The sequence below is a fragment of the Pseudomonas fluorescens group sp. genome, from assembly GCF_020093335.1.
Classification (GTDB): domain Bacteria; phylum Pseudomonadota; class Gammaproteobacteria; order Pseudomonadales; family Pseudomonadaceae; genus Aquipseudomonas; species Aquipseudomonas petroselini.
Genome location: NZ_JAIOKW010000029.1, coordinates 48,302 through 68,032, shown reverse-complemented (window position 1 = coordinate 68,032; position 19,731 = coordinate 48,302). Strand labels below are relative to the sequence as shown.

The following is a 19,731-nucleotide window of genomic DNA, read 5'->3' as shown; positions in this document are numbered from 1 at the left end:
CCCGATAGCGGAGTGTCAGTCACATAGATGTCGACTGGCACTCCGTCATCGGGGGCAAGCCCCCTCCCACACTTGTTTTACGGTGTTATTTGAAGTCGAGTTGGCGCCAACCTTCATAGACGGCGACGGCCACGGTGTTGGACAGGTTCAAACTGCGGCAACCCTCGCGCATTGGCAGGCGCAGGCGATGGCCGTCGGGCAGGGCATCGAGTACCTCGGCCGGCAGGCCCCGGCTTTCCGGACCGAACAGGAAAGCATCGCCCTCGGCAAAGCTGGCATCATGGAACGGCCGTGAACCCTTGGTGGTGAACGCGAACAGCCGCGGATGCCCCAGGCTCTCCAGGCAGCTGGCCAGGTCGGCGTGGCGCTTGAGGGTGGCGTACTCGTGGTAGTCCAGCCCGGCGCGGCGCAGGCGTTTGTCGTCCATGTCAAAGCCCAGGGGCTCGATCAAATGCAGGTGGCAGCCACTGTTGGCGCACAGCCTGATAACGTTGCCGGTATTCGGCGGAATTTCTGGTTGAAAAAGGATGACGTGAAACATGCACGGCTCCGAAGGCAAAGATGCGCTGCATTCTACCCCCGAAGAGGACCCAAGGCCGAAGCTAATGCCGAGGGTCATGGGTTCGTTGGCGATTGTCGGCCTGATGGTGGGCCTGATGATTGGCCGGCTGACCACGCCGGACCCGGTCGAGCTGCAGCAGGTCGAGACTGTGGCGGACGGCGTGGTGGTGTGGTTCAACAGCGAACCCAAGCTGCACGGCGAGCTGATCGACGGCACGGTGGCGCTGCTATTCGACGCACAGGGCAAGGCGGCCAGTGGGCAACTCAAGTTCAATGAAAAGGACGTGAACTGGCGCGTGCGCAAGACCGATGCGGGCCTGCTGCTGAACCTGGTGGCGGCCCGGCCGTTGCGAGGGGAGTGGAAAGGCGAGAAAGCCGATGGCCGCTGGCGGCTGGAGATCCATCTCCAAGAGCAATAAAAGAGGGAATCCCCGGCCTGCCTGTACCAAGGTCCCCAAAACGGGCTGGGGCTATGGGCGCTGCGCCACATAAGCCCCGGGTGTAAAGAAGGGAGTTCCCGGCCTGCCTGTACCAGGGCTCCCAAAACGGGGTGAAGCCTTGAAGGCTTCGGTGTTAAAGAGGGGATTCTCGGCCTGCCTGTACCAAGGTCCCCGAAACTGGGTAGTACGAGGGTTATTGCAGGGCGCGTGCCAGAGTTGCCAGATTGTGCCAAAAAAATTTTCCAGAAAGCGCAAAGCCCCGGAATACGGGGCTTTGGTGTTTTTGGTTTTCAGTTTTTTTTCAATGAGGCATAGGTTTCAGGTGTCGGATCCATGCCCGATGCCGGTTCATGGTGCATTGAAGCGGTGCACAGTCTTGAACTTTGTGAAGATCCAAATGTGGGAGGGGGCTTGCCCCCGATGGCAGTAGGTCAGTCACAACATCTGTGGCTGATATACCGTCATCGGGGGCAAGCCCCCTCCCACATTGGATCTTCAGTGGGTCGGAGATTCAGCCTTCATCGCCCTCGTCATCATCCCCACCATCAACCTTCATCCCCAACTCCTTGATCTTGCGCGTCAGGGTATTACGGCCCCAGCCCAGCAGCACGGCAGCGTCGCGACGGCGCCCGGCGGTGTGCTTCAGGGCGGTTTCGATCATGATCCGCTCAAATGCAGGCACGGCGCTGTCCAGCAGGTTCGACTGGCCGCGTGCCAGGGCCTGATCGGCCCATTGGCGCAGTGCCTGTTCCCAGTTGGTGACGGGGGCAGAGTCCTGCGGCAGGCTCAACAGCTCCGGCGGCAGGTCGCTGATGTGCACTTCGCGCCCGGACGCCATCACGGTGATCCAGCGACAGGTGTTCTCCAGCTGGCGCACGTTGCCCGGCCACGGCAGGTTCTTGAGGTATTCCTCGGTCTCGCTTTTCAGCAGCTTCGGCTCGACGGCCAGCTCCTGGGCGGCGCGGCTGAGGAAGTGGCGGGCGAGGGTCGGGATGTCTTCGCGACGGTCCGACATGCGCGGAATATGGATGCGGATCACGTTGAGGCGGTGGAACAAGTCCTCACGGAATTTGCCCGCATGCACCAGGGTTTCCAGGTTCTGGTGAGTGGCCGCGATGATGCGCACATCAACTTTGACCGGCGTGTGCCCGCCCACCCGATAGAACTCGCCATCCGCCAGCACGCGCAACAGGCGGGTCTGGGTATCGGCCGGCATGTCGCCGATTTCATCGAGGAACAGGGTGCCGCCGTCGGCCTGTTCAAAGCGACCGCGACGCAGGTTGGCCGCGCCGGTAAACGCCCCTTTCTCATGGCCGAACAGCTCGGACTCCATCAAGTCCTTCGGGATGGCCGCCATGTTCAGTGCGATAAACGGCGAGGCCGCCCGTGGGCTGTGACGGTGCAGGGCGTGGGCCACCAGCTCTTTACCGGTACCCGATTCGCCGTTGATCAGCACGGTGATGTTGGAGTGGCTCAAGCGCCCGATGGCGCGAAACACTTCCTGCATCGCCGGCGCTTCGCCGATGATCTCCGGGGTGCGGGTCAGGGCGGGCGGAGCTTCTTGGTTCTGCTGCTCCTGGGCGTGCTGGTTGGCGCGCTTGACCAGCGCCACTGCCTCGTCCACGTCGAACGGCTTGGGCAGGTATTCAAAGGCGCCGCCCTGATAGGACGCGACAGCGCTGTCCAGGTCCGAGTGCGCGGTCATGATGATCACCGGCAAGCGTGGGTGCTGCTCGCGAATCCGCGCGAGGAGGTCCAGGCCACTGGCGCCGGGCATGCGGATGTCGGAGATGATCACGTCGGGCTGCTGGCGAGCCAGGCGGCTCATCACCCCGTCCGCGCTGTCGAAGCTCTGGGTGGTCATGCCTTCCTGTTGCAAGGCTTTCTCGAGGACCCAGCGGATAGAACGGTCGTCATCGACGATCCAGACGGTTTCACTACGGCTCATGTCGATGGGGCTCCTTGTTCCAGAGGCAAAAAGATCGAGAAGGTGGTGTGGCCAGGATGGCTCTCACATTCGATCAGACCCTGGTGCTGGCTGATGATGTTCTGGGTAATGGCCAGGCCCAGCCCGGTACCGTCCGGGCGGCCGCTGACCATGGGAAAGAAGATGGTTTCCTGGAGTTCCACAGGAATGCCTGGGCCGTTGTCGATGATCTCGACTTTGGTCACCAGGCGATGGCGCACATGGCCGATGGTGAACTGGCGCAGGGCGCGGGTGCGCAGGCTGATGCGGCCCAGGCGCAGCTCGTTCTGGCTGCTGATGGCCTGCATGGCGTTACGCACGATATTGAGCACCGCCTGGATCATCTGTTCGCGGTCGATCAATACGTCGGGAATGCTCGGGTCGTAGTCGCGCACCAAGGTGATGCAGCCCTGGCTTTCGGCTTCCACCAGGTGACAGACGCGTTCGAGCACTTCGTGCACGTTGGTCATCGCCAGCGATGGCAGCTTGTTGGAGCCGAGCATGCGGTCTACCAGGTTACGCAGGCGGTCGGCCTCTTCGATGATGACGTTGGTGTAGTCCTTGAGGTGTTCCTCTGGCAGCTCGCGGGCCAGCAGTTGTGCCGCACCACGAATGCCGCCCAGGGGGTTCTTGATTTCGTGCGCCAGCATCTTGCTGGTTTCCTGCTTGGACAGTTGCGCTTCTTCCTTGGTGATGCGCAGCAGGCGGTCGCGGGGGTGCACTTCCAGCAGCAGCAAGGTCGCACCGTTGCTCAGGATAGGGGTCACGGCGTAGTCGACCGTCAGCGTCTGGCCGGTAAGCGCAGTGAGCATGGCTTCGCGCTTGGTGAACGGGTGTGCTTGCTCCACTGCCTGGCGCAATGAACTCAGGGCTTCGGCCGACTCGGTGAACAATTCACTGATGAACTGCCCATGGCTGCGCTGGCCGCTGATGGCCAGGAGCATCTCTGCCGCCGGGTTCATGTACTCAAGGCGCAAGTCGTCATTGAGCAGGATGGTCGCGGTGGTCAGGTTGTCGAGTAGCAAACGGTGCAGTGCATCGCTGATGGTCATTGGGACCTCTTTTGGAGCAAGGCGCGGGCTTGAGGCACACGCTGATACAAGGAAAATGCAAAAACCAAACCAAGGCTCCGAAAAGAAGCGTGCAAGCCCTGAAATGGGGGGTTTAGGCGCGAAACTGTGGCGTTCTGCCAGCTTGCTCGGGAAGTTTCGAACCAAAATGGGCTGGCCAGGTGGGAAGGGTGCAGCCTATCGCACCAATATAGTGCGGTTTTATGAAGGTTGTTCAGGAAGTGGCGAGTGGATCGTTTTCAGGGCGGGTTGAAAACGATCCGGAGTGGGGGATGGATCAGTGTTGTTCGGACAGTGGCATGCCCGGACGGCCCGCGTAAAAGACCAGCAGCTCGACCGGGGTGTTGCCGGTAATACCACGATGTTCAATGCCTACCATCTCGGCCAGGGTTTGCCCTTGCCTCAAGGTGCGCGTCAGTCCGCCTTTACGGGTTTCAACGGTCAGCTCTCCCGAAACGATGTAGGCGGCATTTGGCATTGGGTGAGTGTGCCAGGGCAATTGCGTGTGCGCAGGGATCTTGAGGCGTATGAGCGTCAGTTGCGGCGGACCTGAGGGGTAGGCTTTGTAAGGTGTGCCATCCCATGACGCGCTGCGTTCAAGCAACACCTCTTTTTCGATGTGTACGGCGTTCTTTGGGTGGGTGCCGCAGCCAAGCAACGACAAACCCACCGCTGCTGCAATCAAGCACTTGAGGGTGATCATGGTTCCATCCTGTTCGATAAATGAACAGTCAGGCTATGGCTACCGGCCTCGGTGAAGATGCAGGACGGGTCCTCAAATCAAGTAGGTCCAGTGCACAGTTCGGCCGTGGCGCGGATCATCGCCAGCTGACGCAACGGATCGTTCAGGGGCTCATGCACGGCCTCGGCCAACCATTGCGGGCACTGCGGGTCGGTACGCTGCGGGGTGAAGTCGGCCAATTGCTGCAGCAGCCGTTTCTGCAGCTCGTCCAATTGCGGGCGTATCTGTTTCACCAGGTCGGGGCGTGGATCGTCAGGTGCCTTGCCTTGGAATTGCCAGTCGGAGAGGTGGGTGTACTGCACCAGTTTGTTGGCTTCGATCTGCGCCGAGAAGAACTGCTCGGCGGCGCCAGGTGGCAGCTTGAAGCTCGGTGCCTGGGCGGCGACGCTGGCGATGACCTCTTGTTCACGCTTTTTATCTTCTACAGGTTTTTTGCTGTCCCATTTGCTCAGTGCGACCTGATCGGCAATCTCCAAGCGTTCGGCGATGCTGTTGAGCAGCGGTTCGAGCGTGGGTGGCGCGGCACTCGCAGTGGCACTGACGAACAACAGAGCGAACACAAATCGAAACTTCAAGGGTGATCTCCTGTGGGAGGGGGCTTGCTCCCGGTGGGGGTGTATCAGTTGACCTCTATTTGACTGAACCACCGCCATCGGGAGCAAGCCCCCTCCCACATTTAGATTGGGTTGGCAGGTTTTGAGCGGCGTCAGCCAGAGGCTACCTTAACTTGCGTGGTTGCCTACAGGTGCGCCAGAATCCGCCGGCTTGTACGGCTGGCTTGTCGTCTCTAAGGTTGCTCGGTCGCTGCTCATCAGCGATCAGGTTTAGTAGCCTGGATTCGAATTGTAGGTCGTGCATTCTCCATCAATCAGATTTCCCGAATCTGTGCTTGATGGTGGCTGTGCGCAGGGCATTTTCGGATGCGCCGGGCTTCTACATTCACCGGTCTACTAACCTGCGCACAGCCGCCACCCTTTCGTTTAGTAGCGAAGCGAAGGCGGCCTCATTTGAGGAATGTAGAAAATGTTCAAGCCAACCCCAAATCCACCTCCATCAGTCTTCACAATCGCCGACGATATCGACGACGAAGCCCTGATGATCAACAGCTTCGAGACCTTCTCCTCGGTCAGCACCTTGTTGCTGGATCTCTCTGAGGATCTGGATGGCAAGCACCGCGATGCAGCGCTGGCCATCCACCAGTTGAGTGCATTGGGCACGTTGATGGTCATCCGGATGCTCGACCGCCAAGCGGCCATCTGATAATCCCCAGGCAAAAAAAAGACCTCCCGGAGGAGGTCTTTTTTGTCACGCCGCTCTAAGAGGCGGCGCTACTGGATTAGCAGCTGTAGTACAGCTCATATTCCAGTGGGTGTACGAAGGTACGCACCTTGATTTCTTCAGCGCTTTTCAGCTCGATGTAGGCATCGATGAAGTCGTCGCTGAACACGCCGCCTTTGGTCAGGAACGCACGGCCCTTGTCCAGCTCTTCCAGGGCTTCTTTCAGGCTGCCACACACTTGTGGGATCTCTTTGGCCTCTTCAGGCGGCAGGTCATACAAGTTTTTGTCGGCGGCGTCGCCAGGGTGGATCTTGTTCTGGATACCGTCCAGGCCGGCCATGACCAGGGCAGCGAAGGCCAGGTATGGGTTGGCTGCTGGATCCGGGAAGCGGGCTTCGATACGGCGAGCACGAGGGCTGGACACGTAAGGAATACGGATCGACGCGGAACGGTTACGTGCCGAGTAGGCCAGCATTACCGGTGCTTCGAAACCTGGGACCAGACGCTTGTAGGAGTTGGTCGACGGGTTGGTGAAGCCGTTCAGGGCCTTACCGTGCTTGATGATACCGCCGATGAAGTACAGGGCAGTGTCGGACAGGCCGGCGTAACCTTCGCCAGCGAAGGTGTTCTTGCCATCTTTGGCGATGGACAGGTGAACGTGCATACCCGAACCGTTATCGCCGTACAGAGGCTTAGGCATGAAGGTAGCGGTACGGCCGTAAGCAACGGCGGTGTTGTGTACGCAGTACTTCAGGGTCTGTACTTCGTCAGCCTTGGCAACCAGGGTGTTGAACTTCACACCGATTTCGTTCTGACCGGCAGTGGCCACTTCGTGGTGGTGCACTTCGATGACCAGGCCCATGTCTTCCATGGCGTTGCACATGGAGGTACGGATTTCGTGGTCGTGGTCGAACGGCGGAACTGGGAAGTAGCCCCCTTTGATACCTGGACGGTGGCCATGGTTGCCGCCTTCCACGTCTTGGTCGGACATCCAGGAGCCTTGTTCGGAGTAGATCTTGAACATGGAACCGGAGATGTCGGACTTGAACTTAACCTGGTCGAAGATGAAGAATTCTGGCTCTGGGCCCACGAATACGGTGTCACCGATACCGGTGGACTTCAGGTATTCCTCGGCACGCTTGGCGATCGCACGTGGGTCGCGGTCGTAGCCTTGCATGGTCGAAGGCTCGATCACGTCGCAGACGAGGATCAGGGTTGGCTCTTCGGTGAACGGGTCAAGTACGGCAGTGCTGTCGTCCGGCATCAGGATCATGTCGGAGGCTTCGATGCCTTTCCAGCCGGCGATGGAGGAACCGTCGAACATTTTGCCTTCTTCGAAGAAAGCATCATCCAGCGCATCGCGAGCCGGCATGGTCACGTGGTGCTGAGTGCCTTTGGTGTCCGTGAAGCGCAGATCAATCCATTTAACGTCATGATCTTTGATGAGTTGAACCGACTTCGACATAGTGTCCTCCGGGTGGCTTCGGGCTGGGGTAGTGGAGTTAGCCCTTAGAATGTGGGTGATGCCGGCGCGGATAGTCCGCCATGGCAACCTGCCTCACAAGAGAGCAAATTGCATGCCAGTGCGCCAACATGGGTTTTTTGCTCCAAAAACGCCCCTATAACGGTGCATTGCGACAAAAGCGCAAAAAACGCGCACCTCAATGTGGCGCAAAAGCGCGCAAATGCACCTATTTAGTGCGTAGCGCTTACTGTGCATATTAACTGGTTAAACCTTGAGCGATTTCCGCTATAATCCGCGCCCCCCTTTTTCAGCAGGCCCGGCGCGCGCTGTTTCCATGAAATTAATCGTTAAAGTCTTCCCCGAGATCACCATCAAAAGCCGACCGGTACGGACGCGTTTCATCCGTCAGTTGGCCAAGAACATCCGTGCCGTGCTCCGCGATCTGGACCCGGCTGTGGTGGTGAACGGCGTGTGGGACAATCTCGAGCTGGAAACCCGTATCACCGAGCCCAAAGCCTTGAAGGACATGACCGAGCGCCTGAGCTGCATGCCGGGCATCGCGCATTTCCTGCAGGTGGATGAGTACCCGCTGGGCGACTTCGACGACATCACCGAGAAGTGCAAGCAGCACTATGGTCAGTCACTTGAAGGTAAGATTTTTTCGGTGCGCTGCAAGCGTGCCGGCAAGCACACCTTCAGCTCCATGGACGTCGAGAAATACGTCGGCAGCAAGCTGCGTCGCGAGTGCGGCGCCGCCGGAATTTCCCTGAAAGCGCCGCAAATTGAAGTGCGCATGGAAATTCGCGACCAACGGTTGTTTGTGATCCACAGCCAGCACGACAGCATCGGCGGCTACCCGCTGGGCGCCCTGGAACAGACCCTGGTCCTGATGTCCGGCGGTTTCGATTCCACGGTGGCGGCCTACCAGATCATGCGCCGCGGCCTGATGAGCCACTTCTGCTTCTTTAACCTGGGCGGGCGTGCACATGAATTGGGCGTGATGGAAGTCGCGCACTTTATCTGGAAGAAGTACGGCAGCTCCCAACGCGTGCTATTTGTAAGCGTGCCCTTCGAGGAAGTGCTGGGCGAAATTCTCGGCAAAGTCGATAACAGTCATATGGGCGTAGTTTTGAAGCGTATGATGTTGCGCGCTGCGTCCCGGATTGCCGACCAGTTGCAGATTGATGCGCTGGTGACCGGTGAAGCGATCTCCCAGGTCTCCAGCCAGACGCTGCCGAACCTGTCGCTGATCGACTGCGTCACCGAAAAGCTCGTGTTGCGCCCGCTGATCGCCAGCCACAAGCAGGACATCATCGACCTGGCAGAAGAAATCGGCACCGCTGACTTTGCCAAGCATATGCCTGAATATTGCGGGGTCATCTCGGTGAACCCCAAGACCCACGCCAAGCGCAACCGCGTGGAGTACGAAGAACAACAGTTTGATATGGCGATTCTGGAGCGTGCGCTCGAGAACGCCAAGCTGGTCCCGATCGATCGCGTTATCGACGAACTGGGCCAGGATGTGCAGATCGAAGAAGTCAGCGAAGCCCTGGCCGGCCAGATCGTTGTCGACATCCGTCATCCGGATGCCGCCGAAGATGAGCCGCTGGAAATCGCCGGCATCGACGTGCAAACGTTGCCGTTCTATGCATTGAACGCGCGTTTCAAGGAACTGGATAACAGCCGTCAGTACCTGCTGTATTGCGACAAAGGCGTGATGAGTCGCCTGCATGCCCACCATTTGCTCAGTGAGGGGTATGCCAATGTGCGCGTTTATCGACCGAGCTAAGAGCCCGGGGCTGTTTGCCTGTGGCCTGCGTCACCGGCCCCCCGACTCTGCCGTCAAGCTGTAACGGCAAGGCCTGACTCTACTGTTAATCGCTGCCACGACCTGTCAGCACACCGAATCCTCTGATCGAGATACACAAGTGATCGAAAATCTACGTAACATCGCCATCATTGCTCACGTTGACCATGGTAAAACCACCCTGGTAGACAAACTCCTGCGTCAATCCGGCACCCTGGAGCGCAACGAGCTCAACGACGAGCGCGTGATGGACTCCAACGACCAGGAAAAAGAGCGCGGTATTACCATCCTGGCTAAAAACACCGCGATCAACTGGAACGGCTACCACATCAACATCGTGGATACCCCGGGCCACGCCGACTTCGGCGGCGAAGTAGAACGCGTAATGTCGATGGTTGACTCCGTTCTGCTGTTGGTTGACGCTCAAGACGGCCCTATGCCGCAAACCCGTTTCGTGACCAAGAAGGCTTTCGAAGCCGGCCTGCGTCCGATCGTGTGCATCAACAAGGTTGACCGTCCAGGCGCGCGTCCGGACTGGGTTCTGGACCAGATCTTCGACCTGTTCGACAACCTGGGTGCCACCGAAGAACAGCTGGACTTCAAAGTCGTCTACGCCTCGGCCCTGAACGGCATTGCCGGTCTGGAACACACCGACATGGCTGAAGACATGACCCCGCTGTACCAGTCGATCGTCGACAACGTGCCGGCTCCAAAAGTTGACCGTGAAGGCCCGTTCCAGATGCAAATCTCGGCACTGGACTACAACAGCTTCCTGGGTGTTATCGGCGTTGGCCGTATCGCGCGTGGTAGCGTCAAGCCGAACACCCCGGTTGTTGCTATCGGCGCCGACGGCAAGAAACGCAACGGTCGTATCCTGAAGCTGATGGGTCACCACGGTCTGCACCGTATCGACGTTGAAGAAGCGTTCGCCGGCGACATCGTGTGCGTGAGCGGTATGGACTCGCTGTTCATCTCCGACACCCTGTGCCAGCCGGACAACGTCGAGGCGATGAAGCCTCTGACCGTTGACGAGCCAACCGTTTCCATGACCTTCCAGGTAAACGACTCGCCTTTCTGCGGTAAAGAAGGCAAGTTCGTGACGTCCCGTAACATCAAGGAACGTCTGGACAAAGAGCTGCTGTACAACGTTGCTCTGCGCGTTGAAGAAGGCGACTCGGCCGACAAATTCAAGGTTTCCGGCCGTGGTGAGCTGCACCTCTCGGTACTGATCGAAACCATGCGTCGCGAAGGCTTCGAAATGGGCGTTGGTCGTCCAGAAGTGATCATCCGTCAAGTTGACGGCGTGAAGCAGGAACCGTTCGAAAACGTCACCATCGATACCCCTGAAGAATCCCAGGGCAAGGTCATGGAAGAGATGGGCCTGCGTAAGGGCGACCTGACCAACATGGTGCCGGATGGCAAAGGCCGTGTACGTCTGGAATACAACATCCCTGCTCGCGGTCTGATCGGTTTCCGTAACCAGTTCCTGACCCTGACCAACGGTGCTGGCATCCTGACCTCGATCTTCGATCGCTACGACACCATGAAGTCCGGCGACATGTCCGGCCGTCAGAACGGTGTTCTGGTATCGGTAGAAACCGGCAAGGCGCTGACCTACTCCCTGGAAACCCTCCAGGCGCGTGGCAAGCTGTTCGTTGAACACGGTCAAGAGATCTACAACGGCCAGATCGTTGGTCTGAACAGCCGTGACAACGACATGGGCGTCAACCCAACCAAAGGCAAGAAGCTCGACAACATGCGTGCTTCGGGTAAAGACGAAACCATCGCTCTGGTTCCACCTGTTCGCTTCACCCTGGAACAGGCCCTGGAATTCATCCAGGACGACGAGCTGTGCGAAGTCACGCCTAAGTCGATCCGCCTGCGTAAGAAGATCCTGGACGAAGGCGAGCGTACCCGCGCTGCCAAGAAAGCCAAGAACTGAGTTAACTCAGGCTGAATGAAAAACGCCCCCGGTCGAAAGGCCGGGGGCGTTTTTTTGTGCCTGCAGTTTGTGTGCAGAGCGCGCTCTTGTAGTGAGCGGGCTTGCCCCGCGCTGGGTGGCGAAGCCGCCCCAAAACTTGATACCTCGTTCTAACTGGAGAAACGCTGTGCCTGGGTTGGGGCGGCTTCGCCACCCAGCGCGGGGCAAGCCCGCTCACTACAGGGGATCAGAACTTATCGAGGGTCTTGAACGTGGTCTCGCGCACTACTTCCTTTGGCTTATACGCACAGTACCCCGGGCGCGGCCCGATTTTCGGGTGGTTGCGGCAGGTATCCGGGCGCTTGTCATAAATAGTGCAGAAGCGCGTCTTACGATCCAGGTACAGGCAGTCGTTGTTGCTCATGCGCTGCAGGGTAAAGATCTCGGATTTGGAATTGAAACGCTCGACGATGCCTTCCTTCTGCAACCGCTTGGCGATGTTCTTCGGCGGGTCGCCGCGCTCGAATTCATCGACGATGCCGATGCGGATCAGGTCCTTGATCTTCACTTCGACCGGCAGCGTGCAGCAGCTGGACACGCAACCACCGCACATATGCGCGGAATATTTCTGCCACGTTTCAAGACGGTCGAGTTCCGCGGCGGCGATCAATTGAGGCTTCATCAGGGTTCCAAAGGTGGGGCTATATCCGGGCGCGCGATCATACCGGGATTGGTGATTTTTTGAACAATATTTTGCTGTTTTCAGCTCAAAGGTTTGCCGGCGGGCTGAACGGGCACGACCCCTGCATCTAATTCGCGTAAAGGTGAATGAGTTAAAAAACTGCCGAACCAGAGCGTCTACCGTCTGTCAGACCGTCTAGGCTCTAGCAACTCCTTCTATCTCGCCCGAGGTCGCAATTGATGTCTCAGGAACCACTTGCACGAGAAGCAGAGGTAGCCGCATTTCGCGATGCCGTCTTGACCAAACTCACCTACGCGGTGGGCAAGGACCCGGATCACGCCTTCGACCATGACTGGTTCGAAGCCATTGCCCTGGCCGCACGCGACCAGATGGTCGACCACTGGATGGACCATACCCGGCGGATTTACCGCAAAGGCCAGAAGCGGGTGTATTACCTCTCGCTGGAATTCCTTATCGGTCGTTTGCTCTACGACAGCCTGAGCAACCTTGGCGTGCTCGAAATCGCGCGCGAAGCACTGTCCGAGCTGGGCGTCGACCTGGAGCGCATCCGCCTGCTGGAGCCCGACGCGGCGCTCGGCAACGGTGGCCTGGGCCGCTTGGCGGCGTGCTTTATGGAGAGCATGTCGACCTTGGGCATTGCCGGCCACGGTTATGGCATCCGTTATGAACACGGCTTGTTCCGCCAGGCGATTGTCGATGGCTGGCAACAGGAGCAGACCGAACGTTGGCTGGATTTCGGCAACCCGTGGGAGTTTGAACGGGCCGAAGTGATTTACCCGATCGGCTTTGGCGGCAGCGTCGAAACGCTGCCGGATGCCTCCGGCAAGCAAATCCAAGTGTGGTCGCCGAGCGAAACCGTACGCGCCGTTGCCTACGACACGCCCGTCGTCGGCTGGCGTGGCGCCAGCGTCAACACCCTGCGCCTGTGGCGTGCCCGGGCGGTGGAAGACTTGCACCTGGAGCGCTTCAACGCCGGTGACCACTTGGGCGCCGTCGCCGAAGTGGCCCGCGCTGAAAGCATCTCCCGAGTGCTGTACCCGGCCGACAGCACCGAAGCGGGGCAGGAGCTGCGCCTGCGCCAGGAATATTTCTTCGTCTCCGCGTCCCTGCAGGACCTGCTGCGCCGCCACAAAAACATGCACGGCTCAGTGCTGAGCCTGGGCGAGCACGCCGCGATCCAACTCAACGACACCCACCCGTCGATCGCCGTGGCGGAGTTGATGCGCCAATTGGTCGACCTGCACGACATTCCATGGGAAGCCGCCTGGGACGTGACGGTCGAAACCTTGTCGTACACCAACCACACCCTGCTGCCTGAAGCGCTGGAAACCTGGCCGGTCGGCCTGATGGAACGCATGCTGCCCCGGCACATGCAGATCATCTACCTGATCAACGCCCAGCATATCGACTCGCTGCGCGCCAAAGGCATCCACGACTTTGATGTGCTGCGCGCGGTGTCGCTGATCGAAGAAGACAACGGGCGTCGCGTGCGCATGGGCAACCTGGCATTCCTCGGTTCTCACAGCGTCAATGGCGTGTCCGGCCTGCACACCCAACTGATGCGCAGCACGGTGTTTTCCGAGTTGCACAAGCTGTACCCGGACCGTATCAACAACAAAACCAACGGCATCACCTTCCGCCGCTGGCTGTACCAGGCCAACCCGAAGCTCACCCAGATGCTGGTGGAGGCATTGGGCCCGGACATTCTCGACAACATGGAAACCCGCCTGGGCGAATTGGAAACCTTCGCCGAGAAGCAGACTTTCCGCAAAGCCTTCGCCGACCAACGTTTGCACAGCAAGCGCGCGCTGGCCGACATCATTCACGAGCGCCTGGGGATTGCGATCAACCCGGCGGCGATGTTCGATGTGCAGGTCAAGCGTATCCATGAATACAAACGCCAACTGCTGAACCTGTTGCACACCGTGGCGCTGTACCAGGCCATTCGTGCCGAACCTGGCACCGATTGGGTGCCGCGCGTGAAGATCTTCGCGGGCAAGGCAGCGGCGAGTTATCACCAGGCCAAGTTGATCATCAAGCTGACCAACGATATCGCCCGCACCGTCAACAACGACCCGACGGTGCGCGGGTTGCTGAAGGTGGTGTTCCTGCCTAACTACAACGTCAGCCTGGCGGAAAGCATCATCCCAGCGGCGGATTTGTCGGAGCAGATTTCCACGGCCGGCTTTGAAGCCTCGGGCACCAGTAACATGAAGTTCGGCCTCAACGGTGCGCTGACCATCGGCACCATGGACGGCGCCAACGTGGAGATGCACGAGCGCGTGGGCGCCGATCACATGTTTATCTTCGGCCTCAGTGCGCAGCAGGTGGAAGCCCGCAAGCATGCCGGTGAATTCAACGCCGGGCCGGACATCGCCGCGTCCCATCGTCTCAACGATGTGCTGCAAGCGATCCGCGGCGGGGTGTTCTCGCCGGATGACCCGGGCCGCTATGTGGGCTTGATCGACGGGTTGATCGACTACGACCGCTTCCTGGTGTGTGCCGACTTCGATTCCTATTGGGATGCCCAGGCGCGGGTCGAAGCGCATTGGCATGACTCCAAGGCGTGGTGGCGTTCGGCGGTACTCAATACCGCGCGTATGGGCTGGTTCTCTTCGGACCGGACGATCCGCGAGTACGCTACTGAGATCTGGAAAGCGCTCGACTAAACACGGCTGATCCCAAGGTGTGGGAGGGGGCTTGCCCCCGATAGCAGAGTGTCAGTTTGCAGATATGTCGACTGGTGCACCGCTATCGGGGGCAAGCCCCCTCCCACATTGGGCCCGCGTCGATATACTGAGCGCCGGTTTGCCTAGGGAATATCGACCATGCAATGGATTTTCATGCTGATTGGCCTGGTGCTCGGCTGGACGCTCGATGAGTCGTTCAGTGATGCGGGCATCGGTGCGCTGCTGGGGTTGGGCATTGGCCAGGCGATTCGCCTGGCGAAGCTGTCGGCCCAGGCGGACCAGCAGGCTCGTCAGTTGGAAACCACGCAGAAATCCCTGATAGCCCTGGGTGAGCGCCTGCGCCAACTGGAAGTGCCCACGCCCACGCCTGCGAGCACTGCGTTTGTTGAACCCTCTATTGCGCAACCAACACCTGTCGCTAAGACGCCCGAGCTGGTGTGGGAACTGCCTGCCGAGTTGACGCCCGTCGCGGTGGTCGCCGAGCCGAGCCAGCCGCTGCCGGACGATGTCTGGACGCCCGCCCCGACCCCGCGCCTGCAAGAGCCCGCCATTCCCCGTGGCCCCAACCTGATCGAGCGTGCCATCAGTAGCGCGCGCAACTGGCTGTTTGGCGGCAATACCGTGTTGCGGGTCGGCGTGGTGCTGTTGTTCCTCGGCCTGGCCTTCCTGCTGCGCTATGCCACCGAGGGCATGGTAGTGCCGATCGAGGTGCGCTACGCCGGCGTCGCCGCAGCTGCATTGGGGCTGCTCGGCCTGGGCTGGTGGCTGCGCCTGCGTAACAGCCATTACGGCTTGATGCTGCAAGGCACCGGTATCGCCGTGCTGTACCTCACGGTGTTCGCCGCGATGCGTTTGCACCCGCTGATTGATCCGAGCGCGGCGCTTGGGCTGCTGGTGGCGGTCACGGTGTTTTCGGCGATCCTGGCGATTACCCAGGATGCACTCGGGCTCGCGTGCGCAGCGGCGCTCGGCGGTTTTGCCGCACCGATCCTCACGTCGACCGGCGCCGGTAACCATGTGGCATTGTTCAGTTACTTCGCCCTGCTCAACGCCGGCATTCTTGCCATCGCCTGGTTCAAGGCTTGGCGGCTGCTCAACCTCATCGGTTTTGTCGGCACCTTTGGTATTGGCTTCGCCTGGGGCATGCGTTCCTACACACCGGAACTGCTGTGGAGTACCGAGCCGTTCCTGATCCTGTTTTTCCTGATGTACCTGGCCATCGGCCTGTTGTTCGCCCGGCGCAAATTGCTCGAGCTGCGCGACGCGCCTGAGGATGACAGCCGTGGCGCGCTGCTGCGCTGGTCGGCGGCCAAAGGTGATTATGTCGACGGCAGCATGCTGTTCGGCCCGCCGCTCGTGGGCTTCGGCCTGCAGTTCGCCCTGGTGCAGCACCTGGAATTTGCCGCAGCGTTCAGCGCCTTGGGCCTGGGCATCCTCTACATGGGCCTGGCCCGACTGCTGAGCGGCGGGCGTGCCTTGCTGCTGGCGGAAACTTGCCTGGCCTTGGGCGTAATCTTTGCCAGCCTGGCGATCCCCCTGGGCCTCGACGCACGTTGGACGGCGGCGGCCTGGGCGGTGGAAGGTGCCGGCATCTTCTGGCTCGGCTTGCGCCAGCAGCGGCCATTGGCGCGGGCCTTTGGCGTGTTGATGCAAGTGGGCTCGGCGCTGGCGTTCCTCAGTGAACTGCGCGTCGGTGAACAGGCGTTGCTCGACGGCGCTCCGCTGGGGGCGTTGCTGTTGGGCGCGGCGCTGTTGTTCAGCTTTGATCAGCTGCGTAAGGCTTCGCCCGAGCAGGCGGCGGATTGGGAGCGCAAAGGTCTGCCCGTGCTGGCGAGCCTTGGCTTGAGCTTTTTGTACCTGCTCGCGCCCTTGCTGTTGCAGACCCAAGGCACCGCCATCAGTTGGGCCATCGCTGGGCTGGTGACGCTGGTCATCGGTCTGCGCATCGGCTCGCGTACCTTCCTGTTCGCCGCGTTTGCTGTGCAATTGTTGGGCGGCGCGTTGTTCCTGCTGCGATTGCAAGGTGGCGACGGGGCGGCTGTGTTCAATGCGGGCTGGAGTGGTTTGTTGACCGCTTCACTGATCGGCCTGGCCTTGATCGGCGGCATGCTGCTGGCGGCACGCGATGACAGGGTGCGCGGCGATGTCCGACTGCTGCGCGGGTTGTCGGTGGTGCTGCTGGCGGGTCTTGTACTGATCAATCTTGCCGTGTTGTTCGTGCTGCCATGGGAAAGCGCCAGCGGCGTGTGGGCGGCCAGCGGTTTGTTGATTATCTGGCTGAGCCTTTACCTGCAACAACGCGTCAGCTTTGTGTTCGGCTTGCTGCTGCAACTGATCGGCGGCGGGTCTTTCCTGCTGGCGGTACCCGAATTGCTGGGGCCATTGACCCACGAGGGTTTGCGCCCGCTGGCCCACAGCGGTTTCTGGACGCCGATGGTGCTGGGCCTGGCCGCACTGGTCGGCGCCTGGCGCTTGCAGCGTGAACCGCATGCGCCGGTGTTTGCCGTGTTGAAACTGCAACGCCTGTCCGACCTGCTGTTGGTGTGGGGCGCGGCGTGGTGGACGTTGGCGCTGGTCAGCGAAGTGTTGCGCTTTATTCCACAGGAATTGCAGGGCGCGTTCCTGCTGGGCGGCGCGGCGATCAGCGTGGCGATCTGGATGCTGCTGGCATCGCGTTTGAACTGGGCGTCGCTGGGCACATTGTGCACGTTGCTGATGCCGGCGGTGGGCGTGGTGTTGCTGGTGTGCGCGCATACCTATTACCACCCGGCGGCGCAGTACGGCTGGCTGGCATGGCCGGCGGTGTTTGCGGTGCATTTCATCTCGCTGCGGCGTTTGGCGGCGATCGCTCCCGCCAAGGCGCTGAGCGTGGCCCACGTGCTGGGCTGCTGGATGCTGATCGGCCTGTTGGCGCTGGAGTTGCGCTACGGTCTGCTGAGGCTGTCGGCCGAGTACAACGCCTGGCGCTGGCTGGGTTGGGCGATTCTGCCAAGCCTGTATCTCGTGCTGGCTGCTGCGCCGCGCAATTGGCCATGGCCGGTGGCGGCGTATCCAAAGGAATATCGAGTGTTGGCGGCCTTGCCATTGGCGGTGCTGATGCTCGGCTGGTTCTGGCTGGCGAACAGCTTCAGCGACGGTACGGCCAAGCCGCTGCCCTTTGTGCCGCTGATCAACCCTCTGGACCTGGGCCTGTTGTTCGCGCTGCTGGGTGTGTACCTGTGGTCCCGCAGTGTGGCGCCACAGCGCGGGCCGCGCGCCGAGCTGATCGCCCAGGGTGTCGCGGGCGTCTCGCTGTTTGCTTTCTTTACCGCGCTGGTGATGCGCACCGCCCATCATTGGGGCGGCGTGCCGTTTCACTTGGACGCGTTGCTTGAGTCCATGCTGGTACAGGCAGGTCTGTCGATCGTCTGGACCTTGATCGCCCTCGGCCTGATGATCGGCGGCCACCTGCGCCATCGTCGTGACGTGTGGCTGATCGGCGCGGCGCTGATTGCGGTGGTGGTGGCCAAGCTGTTCTTTGTCGAACTGAGCAACCGCGGCGGCCTGGCGCGGATCGTGTCGTTTATCGGTGTGGGCGGGTTGTTGCTGGTGGTAGGTTACTTTGCACCACTGCCGCCCAAGCGTGCCGAACCTGCGTTGGAAACTGAAGGAGCATCCTCTTGATCGGTAAGTTGAGCGTGGTCGTGGTCGGCTTGTGTACGGCCTTGTCAGTGTGGGCGCAGGAAACGCCTGCCGACTTCACCACCCAGGTGCCACTGAGCATCAGCGGCAGTGGGCCCTGGTATCGCCTGGAACTGCCGCTGGCCGTGCAATTGAATGCGCGCCAGGCTGATCTCAGCGATGTGCGGGTATTCAACGCTGCCGGCGAGCCGCAAGCCTACGCGTTATCGCGTCAGTCCTCACAGCGCACCGAAAGCCGCAATGTCACCGACGTTAAGTGGTTTCCGCTGTACGCCGCCGACACCCAGCAAGCCTTGCCCGACGTGGTGATGAAGGCCACTACCGCAGGCACCCTGGTTGAAATCAAGCCGTCCACCGCGACGAAACCCGGCAAGCAAGTGCTGCGTGGCTGGGTGCTGGACGCCAGTGCAATCAAGGCGCCGCTGCGGCAACTGAGCCTGGACTGGAGCCGCGAGCAGGAGGGCTTCCAGCGTTTCAGCATTGAAGCCAGTGATGACTTGCAGCACTGGGACGCCTGGGGCGATGGACAGGTGGCGCGCTTGTCGTTCGCCGACGAACGGGTCGAGCAGCATGACGTGAGCCTGCCTGGGCAACCGGCGCGTTACTTGCGGCTGGTCTGGCAAGGCCAGGCGGCGCCGTTGCTGACCTCGGCCAAGCTGGTGAGCGCGACCAGTAGCAGCTTGCCGCTGCCATGGGTCTGGTCGCAGCCACTGGCAGGCATGCGGCTCAAGGCCGGTGAATACAGTTGGCAGTTGCCCATGGGGCTGAGTATCGAGCGGCTGCGCATCGAGTTGAAGCAACCCAACACGTTGGCGCCCGTGACGTTGGCGGGGCGCAGGGACAGCAAACAGGCGTGGCAGCCGCTGAGCAACGGTTTGCTGTATCGCCTGACCCAGAATGGCAAAGACGTGGTGCAGGATGAACTGCAGCTGCCGGGCCAACCGGTTGCCGAGCTGAAATTGCAGGTGGATGAACGCGGCGGTGGCCTGGGCGTTGAAGCCCCGGCGCTGCGATTTGCGGTGCGCGCCACGCAGTTGGTGTTCCTGGCTCGGGGTGAGCCGCCGTTTACGCTGGCGCTGGGGAGTGCGTCGGCCAAGGCGGCGAACCTTCCGCTTTCCACCCTGATCCCGGACTACAACGCCGAGCGTCTCAAGACAGTGGGGCAGGCCAAGGTTGTCGGTGAAGTGGTGGTCACGTCACCTGCCGCCGCCGCTGCTGTCGAGGCCGGGACGGACTGGAAAAAGCTCGGCCTCTGGGCCGTGCTGCTGCTCGGCGTGGCGGCACTGGGCGCCATGGCCTACAGTTTGCTGCGCAAGCCGCCGGTGGCACGTTAAATAAAGTCCATGAACTCTATTGGGTTTAAATCCTCTGATAGGAGGAAATACGCCCCGACTCGCGCTAAACTGC

General features: G+C 60.5%; 14 protein-coding genes. 7 read left to right on the top strand and 7 right to left on the bottom strand.

What is annotated here, in order from left to right; genetic code table 11:
• Positions 1-85 precede the first annotated feature (85 nt).
• Complete coding sequence (locus K7431_RS23350; protein ID WP_012721756.1) at positions 86-541, bottom strand: tRNA (cytidine(34)-2'-O)-methyltransferase; 456 nt, start codon at positions 539-541, stop codon at positions 86-88.
• Here K7431_RS23350 and K7431_RS23345 point away from each other — a divergent pair.
• A complete protein-coding gene (locus tag K7431_RS23345; protein ID WP_012721757.1) occupies positions 540-980 on the top strand; it encodes a hypothetical protein in 441 nt (146 codons plus the stop codon). The two genes, K7431_RS23350 and K7431_RS23345, sit on opposite strands and share 2 nt — an antisense overlap.
• Positions 981-1,512: 532 nt before the next feature.
• On the opposite strand, the gene ntrC is transcribed toward K7431_RS23345, so the two are convergent.
• The 4 genes from ntrC to K7431_RS23325 all read right to left on the bottom strand — a co-directional run bounded on the left by ntrC (position 1,513) and on the right by K7431_RS23325 (position 5,354).
• Positions 1,513-2,949 carry a nitrogen regulation protein NR(I) gene (gene ntrC, locus K7431_RS23340; RefSeq protein ID WP_003218003.1) on the bottom strand — a complete coding sequence of 479 codons (1,437 nt, stop codon included), beginning with the start codon at positions 2,947-2,949 and terminating at the stop codon, positions 1,513-1,515.
• Positions 2,946-4,019: a nitrogen regulation protein NR(II) gene (gene glnL, locus K7431_RS23335; protein WP_224316751.1), complete on the bottom strand. Its 1,074-nt coding sequence runs from the start codon at positions 4,017-4,019 to the stop codon at positions 2,946-2,948. The genes ntrC and glnL overlap by 4 nt, the downstream gene beginning before the upstream one ends.
• A gap of 295 nt (positions 4,020-4,314) precedes the next feature.
• Positions 4,315-4,740, bottom strand: a complete 426-nt coding sequence (locus K7431_RS23330) for a cupin domain-containing protein (protein ID WP_012721759.1) — start codon at positions 4,738-4,740, stop codon at positions 4,315-4,317.
• A 77-nt stretch (positions 4,741-4,817) separates the two neighbouring features.
• A complete protein-coding gene (locus K7431_RS23325; protein ID WP_012721760.1) occupies positions 4,818-5,354 on the bottom strand; it encodes a chorismate mutase in 537 nt (178 codons plus the stop codon).
• 448 nt (positions 5,355-5,802) lie between these two features.
• Between K7431_RS23325 and K7431_RS23320 the strand changes: the two genes are divergently transcribed.
• Complete coding sequence (locus K7431_RS23320; protein WP_012721761.1) at positions 5,803-6,039, top strand: DUF6124 family protein; 237 nt, start codon at positions 5,803-5,805, stop codon at positions 6,037-6,039.
• A gap of 76 nt (positions 6,040-6,115) precedes the next feature.
• On the opposite strand, the gene glnA is transcribed toward K7431_RS23320, so the two are convergent.
• Complete coding sequence (glnA, locus tag K7431_RS23315) at positions 6,116-7,522, bottom strand: type I glutamate--ammonia ligase (RefSeq protein WP_012721762.1); 1,407 nt, start codon at positions 7,520-7,522, stop codon at positions 6,116-6,118.
• A gap of 334 nt (positions 7,523-7,856) precedes the next feature.
• Here glnA and thiI point away from each other — a divergent pair, with 334 nt between their 5' ends.
• Both thiI and typA read left to right on the top strand, forming a co-directional pair.
• Entirely contained in the window at positions 7,857-9,311 is a 1,455-nt protein-coding gene (gene thiI, locus K7431_RS23310; RefSeq protein ID WP_012721763.1) for a tRNA uracil 4-sulfurtransferase ThiI, read from the top strand.
• A 139-nt stretch (positions 9,312-9,450) separates the two neighbouring features.
• Positions 9,451-11,271, top strand: coding sequence for a translational GTPase TypA (gene typA / locus K7431_RS23305; RefSeq protein WP_003217997.1), 1,821 nt, complete (start codon positions 9,451-9,453; stop codon positions 11,269-11,271).
• A 226-nt stretch (positions 11,272-11,497) separates the two neighbouring features.
• Here the strand turns inward: typA and K7431_RS23300 are convergent, their stop codons facing one another.
• Positions 11,498-11,932: a YkgJ family cysteine cluster protein gene (locus K7431_RS23300; protein ID WP_012721764.1), complete on the bottom strand. Its 435-nt coding sequence runs from the start codon at positions 11,930-11,932 to the stop codon at positions 11,498-11,500.
• 239 nt (positions 11,933-12,171) lie between these two features.
• On the opposite strand from K7431_RS23300, the gene K7431_RS23295 reads away from it, so the two are divergent.
• From K7431_RS23295 to K7431_RS23285, 3 genes are all read left to right on the top strand, one after another.
• Positions 12,172-14,622, top strand: a complete 2,451-nt coding sequence (locus tag K7431_RS23295) for a glycogen/starch/alpha-glucan phosphorylase (protein ID WP_012721765.1) — start codon at positions 12,172-12,174, stop codon at positions 14,620-14,622.
• Between the two features lie 159 nt (positions 14,623-14,781).
• On the top strand, positions 14,782-18,306 hold the full coding sequence (locus K7431_RS23290) for a DUF2339 domain-containing protein (protein ID WP_012721766.1): 3,525 nt from the start codon (positions 14,782-14,784) through the stop codon (positions 18,304-18,306).
• Complete coding sequence (locus tag K7431_RS23285) at positions 18,303-19,658, top strand: DUF3999 domain-containing protein (protein WP_012721767.1); 1,356 nt, start codon at positions 18,303-18,305, stop codon at positions 19,656-19,658. The genes K7431_RS23290 and K7431_RS23285 overlap by 4 nt, the downstream gene beginning before the upstream one ends.
• Positions 19,659-19,731: the final 73 nt, after the last annotated feature.

Coding starts and splice junctions, on each gene's coding strand:
- K7431_RS23345 (WP_012721757.1), top strand. CDS start 540: ATGCACGGCTCCGAAGGCAAAGATGCGCTGCATTCTACCCCCGAAGAG.
- K7431_RS23350 (WP_012721756.1), bottom strand. CDS start 541: ATGTTTCACGTCATCCTTTTTCAACCAGAAATTCCGCCGAATACCGGC.
- ntrC (WP_003218003.1), bottom strand. CDS start 2,949: ATGAGCCGTAGTGAAACCGTCTGGATCGTCGATGACGACCGTTCTATC.
- glnL (WP_224316751.1), bottom strand. CDS start 4,019: ATGACCATCAGCGATGCACTGCACCGTTTGCTACTCGACAACCTGACC.
- K7431_RS23330 (WP_012721759.1), bottom strand. CDS start 4,740: ATGATCACCCTCAAGTGCTTGATTGCAGCAGCGGTGGGTTTGTCGTTG.
- K7431_RS23320 (WP_012721761.1), top strand. CDS start 5,803: ATGTTCAAGCCAACCCCAAATCCACCTCCATCAGTCTTCACAATCGCC.
- glnA (WP_012721762.1), bottom strand. CDS start 7,522: ATGTCGAAGTCGGTTCAACTCATCAAAGATCATGACGTTAAATGGATT.
- thiI (WP_012721763.1), top strand. CDS start 7,857: ATGAAATTAATCGTTAAAGTCTTCCCCGAGATCACCATCAAAAGCCGA.
- K7431_RS23300 (WP_012721764.1), bottom strand. CDS start 11,932: ATGAAGCCTCAATTGATCGCCGCCGCGGAACTCGACCGTCTTGAAACG.
- K7431_RS23295 (WP_012721765.1), top strand. CDS start 12,172: ATGTCTCAGGAACCACTTGCACGAGAAGCAGAGGTAGCCGCATTTCGC.
- K7431_RS23290 (WP_012721766.1), top strand. CDS start 14,782: ATGCAATGGATTTTCATGCTGATTGGCCTGGTGCTCGGCTGGACGCTC.